Annotated in this window: 13 protein-coding genes; 8 read left to right on the top strand and 5 right to left on the bottom strand. The window is 63.7% G+C overall.

The window, feature by feature from the left end; translation table 11 throughout:
- Nucleotide 1: 1 nt before the first annotated feature.
- Nucleotides 2-529, bottom strand: a complete 528-nt coding sequence (locus J0X27_RS05740) for a PadR family transcriptional regulator (protein WP_207271445.1) — start codon at nt 527-529, stop codon at nt 2-4.
- Nucleotides 530-691: 162 nt separating this feature from the next.
- On the opposite strand from J0X27_RS05740, the gene J0X27_RS05735 reads away from it, so the two are divergent.
- Both J0X27_RS05735 and J0X27_RS05730 read left to right on the top strand, forming a co-directional pair.
- Nucleotides 692-2,164 (top strand): heme-binding protein, encoded by a 1,473-nt coding sequence (locus J0X27_RS05735; RefSeq protein ID WP_207271444.1) that lies wholly within the window; start codon nt 692-694, stop codon nt 2,162-2,164.
- Between the two features lie 105 nt (nt 2,165-2,269).
- Nucleotides 2,270-3,595 carry a dicarboxylate/amino acid:cation symporter gene (locus tag J0X27_RS05730; RefSeq protein ID WP_207271443.1) on the top strand — a complete coding sequence of 442 codons (1,326 nt, stop codon included), beginning with the start codon at nt 2,270-2,272 and terminating at the stop codon, nt 3,593-3,595.
- Between the two features lie 81 nt (nt 3,596-3,676).
- Here the strand turns inward: J0X27_RS05730 and J0X27_RS05725 are convergent, their stop codons facing one another.
- Nucleotides 3,677-3,865, bottom strand: coding sequence for a hypothetical protein (locus J0X27_RS05725; RefSeq protein WP_207271442.1), 189 nt, complete (start codon nt 3,863-3,865; stop codon nt 3,677-3,679).
- Between the two features lie 135 nt (nt 3,866-4,000).
- Here J0X27_RS05725 and J0X27_RS05720 point away from each other — a divergent pair, with 135 nt between their 5' ends.
- The gene (locus tag J0X27_RS05720) at nt 4,001-4,180 is read left to right on the top strand and encodes a hypothetical protein (protein WP_207271441.1); all 180 of its coding nucleotides are present in this window, start codon (nt 4,001-4,003) and stop codon (nt 4,178-4,180) included.
- On the opposite strand, the gene J0X27_RS05715 is transcribed toward J0X27_RS05720, so the two are convergent.
- Nucleotides 4,173-5,132: a transcription initiation factor IIB gene (locus J0X27_RS05715; protein ID WP_207271440.1), complete on the bottom strand. Its 960-nt coding sequence runs from the start codon at nt 5,130-5,132 to the stop codon at nt 4,173-4,175. The genes J0X27_RS05720 and J0X27_RS05715 overlap by 8 nt on opposite strands.
- A gap of 813 nt (nt 5,133-5,945) precedes the next feature.
- On the opposite strand from J0X27_RS05715, the gene J0X27_RS05710 reads away from it, so the two are divergent.
- The 4 genes from J0X27_RS05710 to J0X27_RS05695 all read left to right on the top strand — a co-directional run bounded on the left by J0X27_RS05710 (nt 5,946) and on the right by J0X27_RS05695 (nt 12,310).
- Nucleotides 5,946-6,542 carry a DUF7344 domain-containing protein gene (locus J0X27_RS05710; RefSeq protein ID WP_207271439.1) on the top strand — a complete coding sequence of 199 codons (597 nt, stop codon included), beginning with the start codon at nt 5,946-5,948 and terminating at the stop codon, nt 6,540-6,542.
- 587 nt (nt 6,543-7,129) lie between these two features.
- Complete coding sequence (locus tag J0X27_RS05705; protein WP_207271438.1) at nt 7,130-8,269, top strand: Gfo/Idh/MocA family protein; 1,140 nt, start codon at nt 7,130-7,132, stop codon at nt 8,267-8,269.
- A gap of 36 nt (nt 8,270-8,305) precedes the next feature.
- Nucleotides 8,306-9,769, top strand: coding sequence for a flippase (locus J0X27_RS05700; protein ID WP_207271437.1), 1,464 nt, complete (start codon nt 8,306-8,308; stop codon nt 9,767-9,769).
- A 474-nt stretch (nt 9,770-10,243) separates the two neighbouring features.
- Nucleotides 10,244-12,310, top strand: a complete 2,067-nt coding sequence (locus J0X27_RS05695; protein ID WP_207271436.1) for a right-handed parallel beta-helix repeat-containing protein — start codon at nt 10,244-10,246, stop codon at nt 12,308-12,310.
- Nucleotides 12,311-13,020: 710 nt separating this feature from the next.
- Here J0X27_RS05695 and J0X27_RS05690 read toward each other — a convergent pair.
- A complete protein-coding gene (locus tag J0X27_RS05690; RefSeq protein ID WP_207271435.1) occupies nt 13,021-13,971 on the bottom strand; it encodes a hypothetical protein in 951 nt (316 codons plus the stop codon).
- 402 nt (nt 13,972-14,373) lie between these two features.
- On the bottom strand, nt 14,374-16,167 hold the full coding sequence (locus J0X27_RS05685; RefSeq protein ID WP_207271434.1) for a hypothetical protein: 1,794 nt from the start codon (nt 16,165-16,167) through the stop codon (nt 14,374-14,376).
- A 280-nt stretch (nt 16,168-16,447) separates the two neighbouring features.
- Between J0X27_RS05685 and J0X27_RS05680 the strand changes: the two genes are divergently transcribed.
- Entirely contained in the window at nt 16,448-17,755 is a 1,308-nt protein-coding gene (locus tag J0X27_RS05680; protein ID WP_207271433.1) for a hypothetical protein, read from the top strand.
- Nucleotides 17,756-17,805: the final 50 nt, after the last annotated feature.

Below are 17,805 nucleotides of genomic sequence, written 5' to 3'. Positions count from 1 at the left end.
CCTACTCCTCGTCCGGATCGATCCCGTGGCGCTCGTAGAACGCGTCGGGCGTCGCCTCGAGTCGCTCGAACTCGGTGTCGAAGTAGTGTTCGTAGTGGCGGACGACCTGTTCGACGACCCACCGGCTGAACGTCTCGTCGAACCGCCACTCGCCCTCGATGTCGGGGATCTCGAACCGATCGTCCGTCGAAAACGCCGCGTAGACGTGGAAGAAACCCAGAATGACGTCGGCGAAGTCGCGGGCCTTCTCCGACCCGCTCGCACGGCGGTCCGCGAGTTCCGCGTGGCCGTCGTCGGTCAGTTCGAAGTACTTCCGATCGGGTTCGTCGTCGCGCTCGATGCGTTCGGCCCACCCCTTCTCCTCGAACTTGTAGAGGATCGGGTAGACCGAGCCGTACGAGGGCTCCCAGTGGCCACCGCTGATCTCGCGAATTTCCTTCAAGATCTCGTAGCCGTACCGCGGTTTTTCCTCGAGGAGTTCGAGGACGAGATAGGCAATGAGTCCTTTCGGCGGTCCACTTTTCCGCATGTACCGGGTGGATTAAACGGACGGCGGTAAAGCGTTTCGGTCACTCCCACCGGACGAACTGCGGGGCGAGGACGACGAGCGTGGCCGTCGCCGAACGAGGCGACGCCGGGGAAGCGAACCGAAACCCGGCCCTTCTTAGCATCTCCGACCTAACCCGCGCTCATGGACCGACGGCAACCGCCACAGACGGAGGAGGGTTGGTACGTCTTGCACGACTTCCGGTCGATCGACTGGGACGCCTGGCGAGAGGCCCCCGAACGACGCCGTTCGCAGGCGATCGACGAGGGCGTCGACTATCTACAGTCCAGTGTGGCCGTTCGGGACGCGGATGCGGGCGAGTCCGCCGTCTTCTCGGTGCTGGGCCACAAGGCCGACCTCCTCGTGCTTCACCTCCGACCGACGCTTTCCGATATCGACACGCTCGAGCGGCGGTTCGAACACACCGCCCTCGCGGAGTTCACCGAGCGGGCCGACTCCTACCTCTCGGTGACGGAGGTCTCGGGCTACATGTCCCAGGACTACTTCGACGAGGACAGCGAGGTCGAGGACACCGGTCTCGAGCGCTACATCGAGTCGCGGCTCAAACCCGAGATCCCCGACAGCGAGTTCCTGAGCTTCTATCCGATGAGCAAGCGCCGCGGGCCAGACCACAACTGGTACGAACTGCCCTTCGACGAGCGGGCCGACTACCTCGCGAACCACGGCGAGATCGGCAAGGACTACGCCGGCCGCGTCACCCAGATCATCTCCGGCAGCGTCGGCCTCGACGACTTCGAGTGGGGGATCACCCTGTTCGGCGACGACCCGACCGACGTCAAGGAACTGCTCTACGAGATGCGCTTCGATCCCTCGAGTTCCCGCTTCGCCGAGTTCGGTCGGTTCCTCTCGGCACGGCGGTTCCCGCCCGAACACCTCGAGGCCTTCCTCGCCGGCGAGGCGGTTCCACAGGAGGGTGACGACGCGCATCCCCACGCCGAGGGCCACCACGACGCGGACTCGAGTGCCCACGGTGGGGACGGCGACCATGCACACGGGAGCGACGACGAGGACCTCCGCAACGAACTCGAGGACCAGGGAATCTACGCCGGCCAGCCCCACGGCGAGGACGTCCACGCGGTCGTCCTCTATTCGGCGGCCGACGCCGACGAACTGTTCGAGGAGGTCGACGGCTACCGGGAGAACTTCGACCACTACGATACCCACGTGAAGACGGCAGTCTACGAGCCAAACGGTGAGGGGAGTGAAAACGCCGTTGTCAGCCTCTGGGAGACCGACCGGGCCGCGAACACGGCAGCCGGGTTCCTCGCCGAGTTGCCCGGAATCGTCCGGCAGGCCGGCGACGACGAGAGCGATTCGTGGGGCACCATGGGGATGTTCTACACCGTCGAACCCGACCACCGCGGCGACTTCGTCGACACCTTCGGCGACGTGGCGGGCGTTCTCACCGACATGGAGGGCCACCGCAAGACCGACCTGCTTGTCAACCGCGAGGACGACAACGACATGTTCATCGCCAGCCGCTGGGACGCCCGCGAGGACGCCATGCAGTTCTTCCGGAGCGACGCCTTCTCGGAGACCGTCGAGTTCGGCCGCGATATCCTCACGGACCGACCGCGACACGTCTTCCTGGCCTGACGACGGGGGCACGTCGGCGGTCACGCCGGCCGGGTTCGTTGTAGGCATGGGCGACTCTCACCGGTAGCGACACGGGTTGATGGGTCCAGTTCATAGGCTGCGTCGATGACCACGACGCAGCAATCGGTGCCGCGACGAATCTGGACGCAGTATCGCTCCGTCCCAATTATCTACCGTATCGCGGTCGCGTTCGTTCTCGGGACGGCGGTCGGCGCGATCGCCGGCGAACGCGCCGGCGTTCTCAGCCCGTTTGGCGACCTCTTCTTGCGACTGCTCGAGATGTTGATCATCCCGCTGATCGTCTTCACGCTGCTCGGTGGGATGCGCAAGCTGACACCGTCGAAACTCGGGAAAGTCGGGGGGTTGACCGTCGCGCTCTACGCCGCGACGACGACGATCGCGGCCGTGATCGGCCTCGCGGTCGCGAACCTGTTCGATCCCGGGACGGCAGTCGAGTTCACCGGTGGCGAGGCCCAGCAAGCCGAACCGCCGTCGGTTTCCGAAGTGGTTCTCGGTATCGTCCCCGAGAATCCGCTGGCCGCGATGGTCAACGGCGAGATTCTGGCGACGATCTTCGTCGTCATCGTCTTCGGGTTGGCGTTGACGATCGTCCGCGAGTCGACGACCGACGAGCCGATCGAGGACGCGATCGACGGCTTCTTCTCGTTTATCGACGCCGGCACGCAGGCGCTGTTCAAGATCGTCTGGGGTGTCATGGAGTACGGCGTCGTCGGCGTCTTCGCGCTGATGGCTGCCGCGATCGGGACCGAGGGACTGGGCGCGATCGTGCAACTGGGCGCGCTCGTCGGCGTCATCGCGATCGGAATCGCGGTCCACATGACCGTTACCTATCTGGGCCTGATGACCGTGGGGATCCTCGGCCAGTCACCGCTGGCGTTCCTCAACGGCGCGAAAGACGCGATGTTGACGGCTTTTACCATCCGCTCCTCAAGCGGGACGCTGCCGGTGACGATCACTGACGCCGAAACGAACCTGCGGATCGACGAATCCGTCTACGGCTTTGGCCTCCCCCTCGGGGCGACGATCAACATGGACGGTGCAGCGATCAGACAGGCCGTGACGGTAGTATTTGCCGCTAACATGGTCGGAGTTTCGCTGGGACTGGGCGATCAGTTGATCGTCCTCGCGACCGTGATCCTGATCAGTATCGGCACGGCCGGCGTCCCCGGTGCCGGGCTGATCATGCTCACCGTCATCCTGAACGCCGTCGGATTACCCCTCGAGATCGTCGGGTTCGTCGCCGGTGTCGACCCGATCCTCGGACGGATCGCGACGACGAACAACGTGACCGGCGACCTCGCGGTCGCGTCCGTCGTCGGCAAGTGGACCGACGGGATCGACCTCTCCGCGGGCGTCTGGGGTGATGGCTCACAAGCCGGTGGCGAGGAACCCGTTGCAACCGGGGACTGAGACGGGTTGCTGTCCCGAGTGACCGGCGACCCCACAACCCGGTTGCGTCGCCGGCACTGACTGACAGCCGCCCGTCCGAACTCAGATCCGGCCCGAGTCCGCCGTCTCGTCGTAGAAGAAGTAGCCAGCGATCCCGGCCAGCCCGAACGCCAGGGTGACGAACGGCCAGATGCCGGCATCCCGATCGGTCGCGAACGCGTGGCCCGTCACGACGATCGCGAACCCGACGTGAGCGACCAGCGTTGCGACGAGAAACGACTGTACGTCCATAGGATGGGATTTGGGGCCGAGAAAAAAGCCGTTACGAAAGGATACGACTCGCGCTCCCCGGAAGTCCGCCCTCGAGTCGCCCCCGTCGGTGAGACGGCACACACCTATATTCCGCTGGACGGTGTCCGTGGGGGTATGTTCCGTGTGATCCTGCCCGAGGGGCTGATCGACTGCGATCGGTACGAATACGTCGACAACGGCGTCGAACTCTACGACGAGGCCGACGAGTTCATCGCGTTCGTCCCCTACGCGACGCTGCAGGCGATCGTCGATGCGGACCGAGAGGGCGACGAGACGGAGCGATCGATCATGTAGCCGGCTGCTGATCGATCGCCTCGAGCTGCTCGCGATATCGGTTCCGGACCGTCACGACCGTCGTCTGCGCGGTGTCGGCGACGGCCCGCTGGGGGATGGTCTCGTCACAGAGGAGGCCGGCCGCGTAGATGGCTGCGGCTGCGAACCCGGTCGGCGATTTGCCCGAATGGAGCCCCTGTTCGGTCGTCCGATCGATGATCTCGATCGCTTTGCTCTCGACGTCGGTTCCGACATCGAGCTCCGAGCAAAACCGCGGGACGAACTGTCGCGGGTTCGTCGGCTCCAGATTAATATCTAGTTCGTCCGCAATGTATCGATACGTCCGGCCGATCTCGCGTTGATCGACCCGTGAAACCGACGTTACTTCCTCGAGACTTCGTGGAATATCTTCTTTCCGACAGGCCGTATAGAGGGCGCTGGTCGCGACGCCTTCGATCGATCGGCCCCGGATGAGATCCTGCTCGAGAGCCTGCCGGTAGATGACGCTCGCAGTCTCTTTGACCGGTTTCGGAACGCCGAGGGCGCTGACCATCCGATCGATCTCCGAGAGGGCGTACTTGAGGTTCCGTTCACCCGCGTTTTTCGTCCGAATCCGTTCCTGCCAGACGCGGAGGCGGTGGAGTTGGCCGTGTTTGTCCGCGGACATCGAGTGGCCGTTCGCGTCCTTGTTCCGCCAGTCGATGGTCGTCGTCAATCCGCGATCGTGCATCGACTGTGTCAACGGCGCACCGACGCGCGAGAGTTCGTCGTGTTCCTGTGCGTTGAACGCTCGCCACTCCGGCCCGTAATCGATCGGGTCCTCGGTGAGGACGAGGCCACACTGTTTGCAGACTTGTTCGCCGCGGTCCGGATCGTGGACGATCGTGTCGGTCTCGCAATCGGGACACAAACCAGTCTCGACCTCCGCGGACTGTGATTCGCTGCTGCGTCGATCGATGATAGACCGCGTCATTAGTACCGGAGGAAACCGTGCCGGCACTGTAAGGTGTTCACATGGTTTCGTGGGAAACACTATCTTACAGTACTGTTCGCTGTCAGTGGGCCCGCGGGTCCGTCGGTAGCGAGACGTCGCCGATCGACCGTCGGTCTGCCGACGACGGCCGACCGGAGAAAGAAAGATCGGTGTGCCGGCCGTCGGCCGCCTCGAGCGAACAGCTGCGAGGGCCGTATCGAGACCGTGTCCCATCGGTCGTATCGGGGCGAAACGACCGCTGTGTGGTCGTTCCACCCAATCGTGGGTTGTGTTCTCTTACCACATGAAACGTCGTCATCGTTTCGTCGACGATCTGGAATAAACCAGCTATTCATCGCGTAAATCCGTCGTTCGCCGTTGAACTGTCGCTCGACTTTATATCGGTTGGTCCGAACGGTCGCACCCAGTGCCGTGTTGCCACCGACTCCCACTGAATCGTGCCGGCCGGCCCTCCCGCCCCAGGTGGTCTCTCCGTACGCCGTCGGTATATCCGCGCAACCGACTGCTACCGAGCGTCCCCAGGACCGACACGGAGCACCCGTCACGGCGGCGCTCAGCCGCCGCGATAGTGCCCTCGCGAAGTCACTCCGTACCTCCTTTGCAGACGGTGCGAAACGTGGTCGTGTTTAAGAGTATCTCTGTTGGTGTACAACCTGGTGTGTCAATCGTGATTTGGACTCGTCGTCCGAACGTACAGCGGTCGCCGTCGATCCAACGGGCCAGTGACGGGCCCCGTCGGATGCAGGGGGTACCGGCCTCGAGCGGGGTCTCCCCGACCGGAGGGTCAGAATAATGTCCTCGATCGATACGTCGCTCCCCGACGAAATCGCCTCGGTCGCCGACACCGACGAGGACGAACGGCTCTCGAAGGACGTCATTTTCGAACTCTTGAAGAATCGCCGTCGCCGGGAAGTCCTCGCGTACTTACTGGAGGCCGACGATACGGTGACGCTGGGCGAGCTCGCCGAACAGATCGCGGCCTGGGAGAACGACCTCGAGGTCAACGCCCTCAGTTCCGATCAGCGCAAACGGGTCTACGTCGCCCTCTATCAGACCCATCTGCCGAAGATGGACGACGCCGGCATCGTCGAGTACGACCAGGACCGTGGGCTGATCTCGCTTGCGGACAACGCCGACCTGTTGATGATGTACCTCGATACGGATACCCATCGACAGGACCGCTGGGACCGGTGGTACGCCGGCCTTAGCATCGTCGGGGCGACCGTCCTCGGAGCGGCACTCGTCGGCGTCCCGCTGTTGTCTTCCGTGCCGACGGTCGGCCTCGCGGGTATCGTCGTCGCCGCCTTCTGTTGTCTCTCGACTGCTCACCTGGTCCGGAACCGAACCCAGGAACGCAACGTCGACGGCAAACTCTCCCGGATCGAATGAACGACCGTCAACGATGGCAGTTTCGGATCGGACGCCCCAATCGACGGTTTCGATCCCGCTCTCGAGCCCCCGAGCCGGTCCCGCGCCAACGCGGAGGACGCGGTCGACGCGGGCCTCCTGTACGATTTCCGCGGCGTCTGTCCTTCGATCGCTGAGAAGGTTTTTATCGCGTGCTACCGTACGATTAATTGGCTCCCGACGACCGTCATCCATACCGGAACAGTCGCGTGCCAGCAACTGTTCTCGGCGCGGGAGCCGTTCGTTCGAACGCTCTTTGGCGGACTCGATACGCTCTCCAGCCACGAGCCATCGAACCATCGGTCTCGGCTGTGCGGCCGTCTCTCGGCTCTCCGCTGTGAGGCCCCCCGGAGTGACGGCGACGCGACCGTGCTGTCGGATCGGCCGGAGCCGATTCCGGTGGCTGTTTCCCCGACGGTCTGTGCGGTGTGTCGACGGGAGCGATCCGTCGACAGCAGTGATCGTCAGTATTAGTAACAGGCTCATACCGTCACGGGGCGGTGCGGGCGAGTTGGCGATCGTGAAGTAATCGGACTAAAACTAATGACGGGAGACGTGACCGCTGTGCTATGGTCGTTCGAACCGCAGTCGTCGGCGCAGGAACGGTCTCGCGGGCCCATCTCGCGGGTGCCCGGAACAACCCTGACATGGAACTGATCGCGGTCTGTGATCTCGACGAGGACCTTGCCAGGGAACGGGCCCGGGAGTTCGGAACGATGGCAGTCACGGACTTCACCGAACTACTCGACGAACTCGACTGTCTGCACGTGTGTACGCCGGTCCAGACGCACTTCGAGATCGCTCGACAGGCGATCGAAGCCGGCGTCGCCGTCATCATCGAAAAGCCCGCGACCGTCACCGCCGAGGAAGTCGAGGAGCTGCAGGCGCTCTCGCGAGACCACGAGACGCCCGCGACGGTCATCCACAACCACCTGTTCTATCCGGCGGTCCGCAAGGCTCGCGAGTTGATCGACGCCGGCGAACTCGGGGAGATCAGGTCCGTCGACGTCCTCTATGCGGGACTGACGCCGCCGGATCAGGTCAACCGGGGGTCGTGGGTGTTCGAACTCCCCGGCGGCGAGTTCGAGGAGGGGCTCCCCCATCCGATCTACTCGATCCTCGGCGTCGGCGGGTGGCCCGAACGCGACGACGACATCTCCGCACAGACGGTCCTCTCGAGGGACTACGAGGACGGCTTCGAGTACGATCAGGCGCAGGCGCAGTACGTCTCGGCGGACGGCACGCTCTGTAACGTGACCATGCTCTCGGGGACGCTGCCCCAGCGCCTCCACGTGATCACGGGGACCGAGAAGTCGATCGTCCTCGACGAGATCAACCAGTCGCTCTACGAGATCGACGAGGATTACACCTCGTCAGTCATCGCCCGGTCGAAGAAGAGCATCGACGTGTCCCTGGCGCAGGTCACCAGCACGCTCGAGAACGCGAAATCGGTCGCCGTATCGCGGTTCGACGACAGCTGGGAGGCCGAAACCGCGACGGACTCCCACTGTGCGATCTTCGACGGATTCGTCGACGCGATCGAGGATGACGCCGCCGTCCCCGTTCCCCTCGAGCAATCGAAGTGGACGATCCGTATCATGGAGGAGATCCGCGATGCCGCACGGCCACGCCGCGAGGAGCGCGTGGCGGAGGCACCCGCCGGCCAGGAGCCCCGAGAGGACGAGCCCTCCGTCGCCACGGACCTGTAGCCGATCGCCGGTCGGTACCCCTGCCCCTCACTCGTCATGTCACTCTCACAGCGTCTCGTCCGCGGAGTCAAGGCCACCTTCGGTGCGGAACTGCTTCGACTCGGCGCACAGGGGGCGATCACCCTGTTGCTCACGCGCGTGTTCCTCTCTCCCGACGAGTACGGGCTCGTCTTCCTCGCCATCGCCGTCTTTTCGATCGCAACCCTGTTTGGGACCCTCGGAATCCCGAAATCGATGGCGAAGTTCGTCACCGAGTACCGGGAGACCGACGAGTCCCAGATCCGTCACGTCGTTCGGTCGTCGATCGGATTCAACGTCGTCACCGTCTCGCTCGTCTGTCTCCTCTTTTTCCTCTTTCGCGACGCGATCGCCGGTGCGTACGGCGAACCGCGGCTGGAACCGCTGCTGGCGCTGGGGCTCGTCTACATCGTCGTCAAGGTCGCCCACGGCTACCTGCTGATCGCGTTCCAGGGGTTCGGACGGGTCACGCTGACTGCGGCGACCAGTACGGTCTCGAGCGTCGGCCGACTCGGCTTCATCGCGCTCTTCGCGATCGCCGGCTTCGGCGCGTACGGTGCGCTGGCCGGCTTCATCGCCGGCTATTTCGTCTCCGTCGTCGTCGGCGGCGTCTTTCTCTATCGGGTCCTCTCGTCGTATCCGACGGCCGACTCGAGCGAGCCCGGCCTCTCGACGCGGATCGCGCGGTACAGCCTGCCGTTGACGGCATCACAGGGTGCGAACGTGTTGTACAAACGCGTCGACACGCTGATGGTCGGGTTCTTCCTGACGCCGGTCGCGGTCGGCTTCTACGAGCTCGCCAAACAGATCTCGACGTTCGTGATCGCGCCCGCGGACTCGCTGGGGTTTACCGTCGCGCCCACGTTCGGGGAGCACAAATCCGCCGAGCGACTCGAGCGAGCGGCGCGGGTTTACGAGCAATCGCTCGAGTACGTCCTTTTGCTGTACCTGCCGGCGGTCGCCGGGATCGTGCTCCTGGCGGAACCCGGCGTTCGGTTCGTCTTCGGCGAGGAGTTCATCGGCGCTGCGCCGGTCTTGCAGGTGTTCAGTGTCTTCGTCCTGTTTCAGGCGATCGATAAGATCACGAACGACAGCCTCGATTATCTGGGCCGGGCGACCGAACGCGCGATCGGGAAGGGCGTCACCGGGGCGTTGAACTTCGGACTGAACCTCGTGTTGATCCCGGCGATCGGCATCGTCGGCGCGGCGATGTCGACGGCCCTCTGTTACGGAATCATGGTGCTCTACAACGTGGTCCTCATCGACCGGGAACTCGCCCTCCACTGGCATCGGATCGCGAGGTCGACCGGGGCCGCTGTCGGCGTGACTGCCGCGATGACGGTTGCGGTCGTCGCGTTACAGCCGTTCGTCACCGGGATCGTCACCCTGCTCGCGGTCATCGCCGCTGGCGTCGTCGTCTGGGCAGGACTGTCGATCGCCAGTGGTCTCGTCGACGTGTACGAGATCAGTGCCTACATGTAGTCGCATCTTGCAGTTGAACTGCAGCGTCGAACGGGTCGATCCTGCAGCCGCCGCATCAGAGTCAGTACTGATCGGTATCGATCCACATTCGTTCGTGACGCTGATCGCTTGGCGCTATCAGCTTCTACCGACCGAGATCGTTGCTTTCCGCTCTGTCCCGTCCTAAGAGGACGTACTCGCGCAACCGAAACGGACACGGGAGAGAATCCTCCGGCAACTGACAATCGGTCTCGAGACCCACGCCGTCGTCCTTCGTTCGTGCCGACTGGTCGACGCCGGAGAGCGTCCGGGTATTCGGATGGAACGCCGGTAATACGCTATTACCTCGCCGCAGTGTGCTGATCCGAATATAAAACAAATGTAATAGAATATCATATATTAAGTAATAAATAACAACGAAATTGTGATATTCAGTTTATTTTATACAGAGTTAAGCGGAAAGTTTATGGGGGAATACTATCGTTACCCGAACGCATGGCACGCGACAATTCGGTATCGGATGACGACGATTTAGCTGATAGAAGCTCTGAGAGCGGCGATACGACCGGTAATAACGGATTACTCGACCGCCGATCGTATCTGAAGCTGACGGGTGCGGCATCCGTCGTCGGTGGCGGGTTGGCGACCGGCAGTGCGGCCGCCGCCGAGGAGTACGAGGTCATCGAGGCCTCCAACGAGTGGTACAACATCGACGACGGCGAGGTTTTCGAGAACAAAATCATCGACTTCTCGAACGGCAACTGGTTCGGCCTCTACGCTCGAGAGTCGACGGATTGGACGATCCGGAACGTCGGTTTCGTCGGGACCCACCGCCACGACAAGCACGCGATCGCAGTCGCCGACGTCGGCGGAAACACGTCGACGATCGAGAACGTGTACATGGGTGACGGCTGCATCCGTCCGAGCAGTTACAGCTCCCACGGTCAGTGTGGGATCTGGGTCGCTCCCGAACACAGCGGCCACATCGACATTCGAAACTGTAACGTTCAGGACTGGCCCAACAACGGGATCTACGCCTCCGCGCCGGGCTACAACGGAAACGGCGGAACCGTCCACATCGATAGCTGCTATGCGGCGAACAACTACGTTTCCAGTTACCGACTCAGCTCAGACGGTTCGAAGTGTACGAACTCCGTCGCCTATAACGACAGCGACGGCCGGTTCAACGGACGTTGTTTCTGGGGCTGGAACCCCGGACGGATGACGGTCTCGGGCTGTGATTTCAGTTCCGGCTCCTACAACGACGCGATCCACCTCGGGCGGAACGGCGAGACGACGCGGATCACCATCGAGGAGACCCAGTTCGACGGAATCAGTCAGCGTGGCGATGTCCGCCTCTCCCGCGGGAGCGGGCTCGGTTCCAACCCTGACCTCTCGATGCCGGAAGGAGTACCGACTTCCGCGGAGGAGGCCGCATCCGGGGGCACGAGCAGTACCCAACCGCCCCAGGATGACGCGGACGACGACGCGGAGTCGTCGCTGCTGAACACGATCGTTTTCGACGGGAACGGGACGGCGGAAACCACCAGCTACGAGTTCGTCGTCAGCGACGCGGTCGAGCCGAGTACCGACGAGAACGCGACGATCGACGAGGCCGCGACCGTCGACGGCACCCGCGCCAGCGGCACCGTCGCCGACTACCTCGATGCGTTCCGTTTCGACGGGCAGATCGAGCGACTGTCGGTGGACGGTAACGCGACCGTCCGCGTCAACGGCGTCGAGATCGATCCCGCCGATATCGACGACGTCCTGCAGAACGTCGTCCTCATCGATGGCAGCGACGAGGACGCGACCCGATACGAGTTCACCGTCACCGGAGACGTCGAACGAAGCACGTACGACGGGGCCTCGATCGACGACGAGGACGCCATCGAGGACGGGACCGTCTACGGTGCCGTCGCCGACTGGAAGGACGCCTTCCGCTACAGCGGCGAGATCGAGGAACTGACCGTCGACGGACCGGGAACCGTCTCGGTCAACGGGGAGCGGGTCGATCCCTCGGACTTCGGCACCGATCTCCCCCACGTCCTCGAGGTCCAGGGGACGGGAACGCCGGTCGCGTTCGAAATCACCGTCGACGGCGAGATCGAACTCGCGGGCGAGGAATCGCCCGAAGACGAGGCGACGACGATCTCCGGATCGACGGCCCAGAGCACCGTCACCGACGACAGCCTCCGATTTAACTTCTCGGGCGTCCTGACCGACGTCTCGCTGACCGGCGGGACGCCGACGATCACGGTCGACGGCGAGGAGATCGACCTCGAGGAGTACGGCGATCCGAAACTGCTCCCTCACGCGATCGTCTTCGACGGCACCGAGACGGCCGAGCCGAGTACGTACTCGTTCCGCGTGGACGGCACCGTGATGAAAGCACAGTATCGCAACGCGTCGATCGACGATGGGGACGTCGTCGAGGACACGACGGTTCGGGGCGGCGTCGGCGACTGGCTCGACGCCTACTGGTTCGACGGCGACATCGTGGACGGCCAGGTTCTCGGCGATGCGACGGTCGACATTCAGTACAACGCGCGCGAGCAGTAGTTCGGCTCCGTGACGAGTCCGCCTCGCAGCCGAGTCGCGTAATTCGACCTCTTTCTCGCGATTCCCGTCGCTCGAGAACCTGATCAGTCACGATTCTCGATCCAGTGGGACGGTCCAGTACCGGTCACCGCGGGAGTAATCGGCTTCGTCTCGTCGATCGGAGCTGCTGGACTGTCGACTACTCCGTCCGGGTTCGCCCTGGGTCGTTCCCAGACGTGTGAAAACATCGCGTACCGACTCCGGAGGCGACTGCGGAAAGCGACGGCTCGTGTTGTCGCGCTCGTTTCCTGAACCCCTGTGTTCGCCGGCCGAAACGAATGCCTCGCTGTCGTTTCGCGTTCGGGCTCCAGCAGAGGGCCGTTCGGCTGGCTGACGATATCGAACCGCTATCGTAGTCACTGAAAGTCATTGCACACCTGATCGCACGACGGCGCTGCGATCAGTGTGTGAATCGTTTCAGTGACTACTATAGGTACAACGGGTCCTCGTCGGTCAAAAGGGATCGTTCGAAAACCGACCGACGACAGCGAACGCGTTCGGCGAAGGCCACGGGACTGCCGCCCCGTGGTGGAGGGATTCGCGTCAGCAGGGGATTATAGCGCTGTATCCGCGTGTGGTGGAGGGATTCGCGTCAGCAGGGGATCACAGCGCCGTATCCGCGTGTGGTGGAGGGGGACGTCAGCGGAACCAGTAGATCGGCAGCGGGCGCGTCAGTTCCCTGCGCCCGATGCCGCTTCTTCGGGGCTCGTCGGGACGCCGTCGGGGATGTAGGCTTCGGGGTCGGTACCGACGTCGTCGCCGAGCTGGACGCTCGAGCCAGCCGCTTCGGAGATCCCGGCCTGGTCGTCGTAATCGGATTCCGTGACGGCGACCTCCGTCGGGTTCCCGTTCGCACCGGCGACGATGGCGTTGTTCTGGCCGTTCATCTCGATCTGGCAGCCCTCGACCTCGACCGTGCCGGGTGCCCACGCCCAGATGCCGCGGCCGACGTAGCCCTCGCTACTGTCGACGTAGACACTCGAGTTCGTGACCTTGCTCCCTTCGGTCCCCAGTCGGAAGTGGGAGACGTAACAGTTCGCGGCGAAGCTGCTATCGATGTGGATCGTCCCGCCGCCCTTGTTGCCGGGGGCGGAGCCGTAGATCGCGTTGTCCGCGAAGTTCTGGATGTTGACGTTCTCGAAGTCGATGTGGCCGTTGTGGTCCGGCGCGACCCAGAAGGCCGTCTGGCCGTGGCCGTTGGGATTGCCGTTGCCCGTGCTCGAGCCGTCGCCGAGGTAGACGTTCTCGACGGTACAGGTGCCACCGCTCGTGTCGGAGATTCCGAAGGTGGCGGTTCCGGTGCCGGATGTGTTCTCGCCCTTGAAACCGACGTTTCGGATGGTCCAGTCGCTGCTGTGAGCGGTGATGACGAGGTCCTGGCCGGTCGTCATGTCGATGAGCTTGTTCTCCCAGGTCTCGCCGGCGTCGATCGTAATCGTCTGTCCCTGGGCTTCGATCACCTCGTAGTCGTCCTCGGCCGCAGCGGTGCCGACCCCACCGATTGCGGTCGCCGCGGTCGCGACCGCGGCGAGCGAACGGACGTAGTTACGGCGGGTTAACTCACTGTTACGGCCTGTAGTCGGAGCGGATTCCGTCTCGGACGTACGGGGATTCTGCGCCATACATGTCCGTAACCCCGCCTTACACTCATAAACTTTTTCTTGCTATCATGTTTTGATTTTACAGACTATATTTCCAACACTACAAAACACATCACAATACAGTAGAATAAACTCACGAATATACGACCATTTTGACGGCAACGTTCCTGCCCGTCGGCGTTGGTTTCCGGAGGAAACGAATGCATTCCGGTAGCGAGCCGGTTTCGGGGCCGATTTCACTGCCAGTGGATCGGCCAGTCGTCCCCACAGGCGGACCCGTTTCGAGCATCCAGCCTCGCCCTTCTCGGGTCGTAATCATCTGTTACCGCGGCTGTAACGACTGTCCGCCCCCGTTTCGGAGCAGTAGCGGGAGCCGACGACGACTCCGAACGTCACCGGACGGCCCAGCAGGCGGATCGATCGTCACGCCTCGCTGCTGATGGCGTACATCTCGAACTCCTCGTTCGAGACGACCTTGTTCACGCCCGGCCGGGTATCGAGTCCCTCGAGTGCGGCCTTGCGATAGTTGAGTTCGTTGTAGACCGCGATCTCTCTGGCCGTATCCCACTCCGTGTGGACGAAGTAGTACTCGTCGGTGGGGTAGGCTCCGCTGTAGTTGCCAGCCGAGAACGTACTGGCGTTGACCGAACCGGTGGCCGCCGACGCGCCCCCGATGGTGTCGTCGCCGCCGGCGATTCCGTTGATCCCGTGATCGTACCGGTAGGGATCGTATCCCATTCCTGCGTAGGGAACCCCATCGGCACCGCGATCGAGCCCGGTTTCGTAGCCGCTCATCATCTCGGGGGTCACGTGCTGGCCCGGGTTGTAGATCAGCGGCGACGCGAACACGGTCACTAACCCGAGCACGAGACAGGCACCCAGCAGTAGTGCCATAACCGCGTTCGCACCCGGACGCGTGATCACGGTCGAGAGCCCACCCGCGAACTGAGCCATCGCGATGCCCGCGAGGATCGTGATGAGGACGTAGATGAAGCCGAGCTGTCGGAACGCCATCGTCGGGGTGCCGACGAAGTAGACGGCGAACATACCCCCGAGCGGCAAGAGCGCGATCGCGGTGTAGTTGACGAACGACTGCGCCTCCCAGTCGAGGCTCGTCCGACCCAGCCAGACGACCAGGACGAACAGACCGACGATGAGGCCGACGATCGCCGCATCCAGGAACATCTTCACGAACAGTTCGCCGAGGCTCCCGCCGATCTCGGTCAACGATCCACCGCGCTGGCCGACTTCGGCCCCTGCGCCGACATCCTGTGCGAGCAGTCCGTACACGAGCCCCGACGCCGCACTCCTGAACCGCTCGTTGCCCAGTGCCCACAGGCCGAACATCCCGCCGAGGACGAGCGTCTGTGCGTACACCGTCGGATGCTCGAGCATCGGGTGGTCGTCGAATCGCCGACGGGCGAGATACTGGACGCCGCCGATCGCGCCGACGAGGATGACGACGTTGAACATCTGCTGGGGGTGGACCAGCAGGAGCAAGAGCGCGGTCAGAAAGACGAGCACGCTAAACGGCGACAGTCCGAACGGGAGCCGTTCGATCGTCGCCCGTCGCCGGAGGAACGCGACGATCGCGAAGAGCACGGCGGGAACGAGAAACAGGGCGTTCGAGTTGGTGTGGACGCCCATGTGCGTCGCGATATTGTTGATCGGTAACACCATCCAGGAGACGATCGCGGCGAACCCGACGGCGGCCCCGTCGCCCGCCATATCGCGGACGACGAGCGGGACGAAGATCAGGAACGGCACGAACAGGACGACCATGCCGATCAGGAGGCCCCGTTCGATCGACACGCCCCCAGTGAAGTGCAAGACCGTTGCGATGGCGTGCAATCCCGGATAGAACAGTTCGTGTGGGAGGGTCCCGCCGGCGGTGATGTCCCGCGTCCAGCCCAGGTGTGTCAGCGCGTCCCCCATCCCGGCGAAGTGATAGTTCCGGATCACTGGGAGACTCACGAGCGCCGTGACCGTCGTCGCGCCGAGTGCGATCCCGAGTCCTTGCTGGCGACCGCGACAGGAGAGGGTCGTCCCGACCGCGATCGCGAGCGCGAGTGCAAAGCCAGCCCAGACGAGCGTCGGCGTCCCCGCATAGACCGACGCCTCGTATGCGGTCGCCGGGTTCGCTCTCGCGACTGCGATTCCGATCGCGACCGCGAGGAACCCGACTGCGACCGTCACGTCGAGCGTCGACCGTCTCATGCGTTCTCACCGTCCTCGTTCGGGCCGGGCCCCGCCGGGTCGGGCGTCTCCGAGCCACGCGTTTCCGGACCAGTCTCGATACGCATCTGTTGCCCGCTCTCTCGGGGCTGTCGGGGTTTGTTATACGGCTCCTACCCACGAAACCAGCTGCCGGCGTCGGTTACACTGTCCCTATGGGGACCGGACAGTCGGCTATGGATCGATTTCTCCGTTCCCGATCGATCAACGGTTCCGATGGTTTTTGTAGCCGGTCGTGATCCCCTCGAGGAACGATCCCCATATGTCATCGCTCATCATCGATCGGCTCTCGGCCACCGACGGGACCCTCGAGTGCTCGGTTCGCTGTTCGGGTGACCTCGAGCGGTTCGTCACCGACGAGCCGTTCCGAACGAGCTACGACGTGTCGATCGCGGACGTTCCCCCTGGCGTGCTCGCGATCCCGGTTCTCGCGCAGGTGTGTCCGGTCGCGTGGGCCAACGGGGCCGACGTCTACGTCGACGAGGTCGACGCGACGTTCGCACGCGCCCTCGAGGACGTCCGTGAGTCGCTGTCCGAGATGTACGACTTCATCGACGGCGGCACGCTTTACGCGCGCCGAACGATCGATCCCGATCCCGAGACGAGCGGCGAGCACGGACTGCTCTTTACCGGTGGGGTCGACTCGACGTGTTCGTACGTCCGTCACCGCGGGGAGTCGCCGACGCTGATCAGCATCCGGGGGTGGACGATCACCCCTGACGCGTCGGACGACGACGAGTGGGACGCCCTCCGAACGCGCGTCTCGAGGTTCGCCGACGACCACGACTGCGAGACCGCGTTCGTCGAGTCGAACATGCTCTCCTTTCTCGACCATCCCATGTTGCTGGCGCACTACAAGCGCTACGTCGACGGCGGCTGGTACAGCTCCGTCGGCCACGGACTCGGGCTCCTCGGCCTCTGTGCGCCGATGGCCTACGCGCGCGGGATGGACGATCTCTCCGTCGCAGCGACCCACTGGGATGGGATCGACCTCGAGTGGGGATCCCGCCCCGACATCGACGAGCACGTCCGATGGACCGGGACGCGGTGTCACCACGACGCCTACGACCTCACCCGACAGGAACGACTCGACGTCATCGCCGAGTACGTCCGCGACGAGGACCCGACCCTCCAGCTCCAGACCTGTAACGATCGGATGGACGGGAACTGCGGCGAGTGTGAGAAATGTTACCGCACTGCCGTCGGCCTCCGCCTCTCGGGACTCGAGCCGTCCGATCACGGGTATCCGTTCGCCGACTCGGACTACGCCCGGCTCCGGCGCTCCCTCGAGGGCGGTGACTGGGTCCTCGGGCAGGACGAACGGCACATGTGGGCGGACATCCGCGACCGCGTGCGGGAAACGGAGCCCGCCACGCCGGCCGAGCGGGCGTTCTTCGAGTGGCTCGAGGGGGTCGATCTCGACGAGTTGATCTCCGTCTCCGACCCGCCACTCTCACATCGGCTCCTTCGAGCCGGTGCGAGGAACGCCCCGAACGCCCTCTACAACGCCGCGTATCCGGCCTGGATCGCGGCGAAGACCGGCGTTCGGCGCGTCCGATCCGATCGGTAACGCGTCGGTGGCATGTCCGGTGATTCGCTAACGCTATCACCGCCATGCTT

Origin of the sequence: Natrinema longum, assembly GCF_017352095.1 — an archaeon.
Classification (GTDB): Archaea; Halobacteriota; Halobacteria; order Halobacteriales; family Natrialbaceae; genus Natrinema; species Natrinema longum.
The sequence above is the reverse complement of the archived record's forward strand: the minus strand, read 5'-3'. Positions and strand labels throughout refer to the sequence as shown.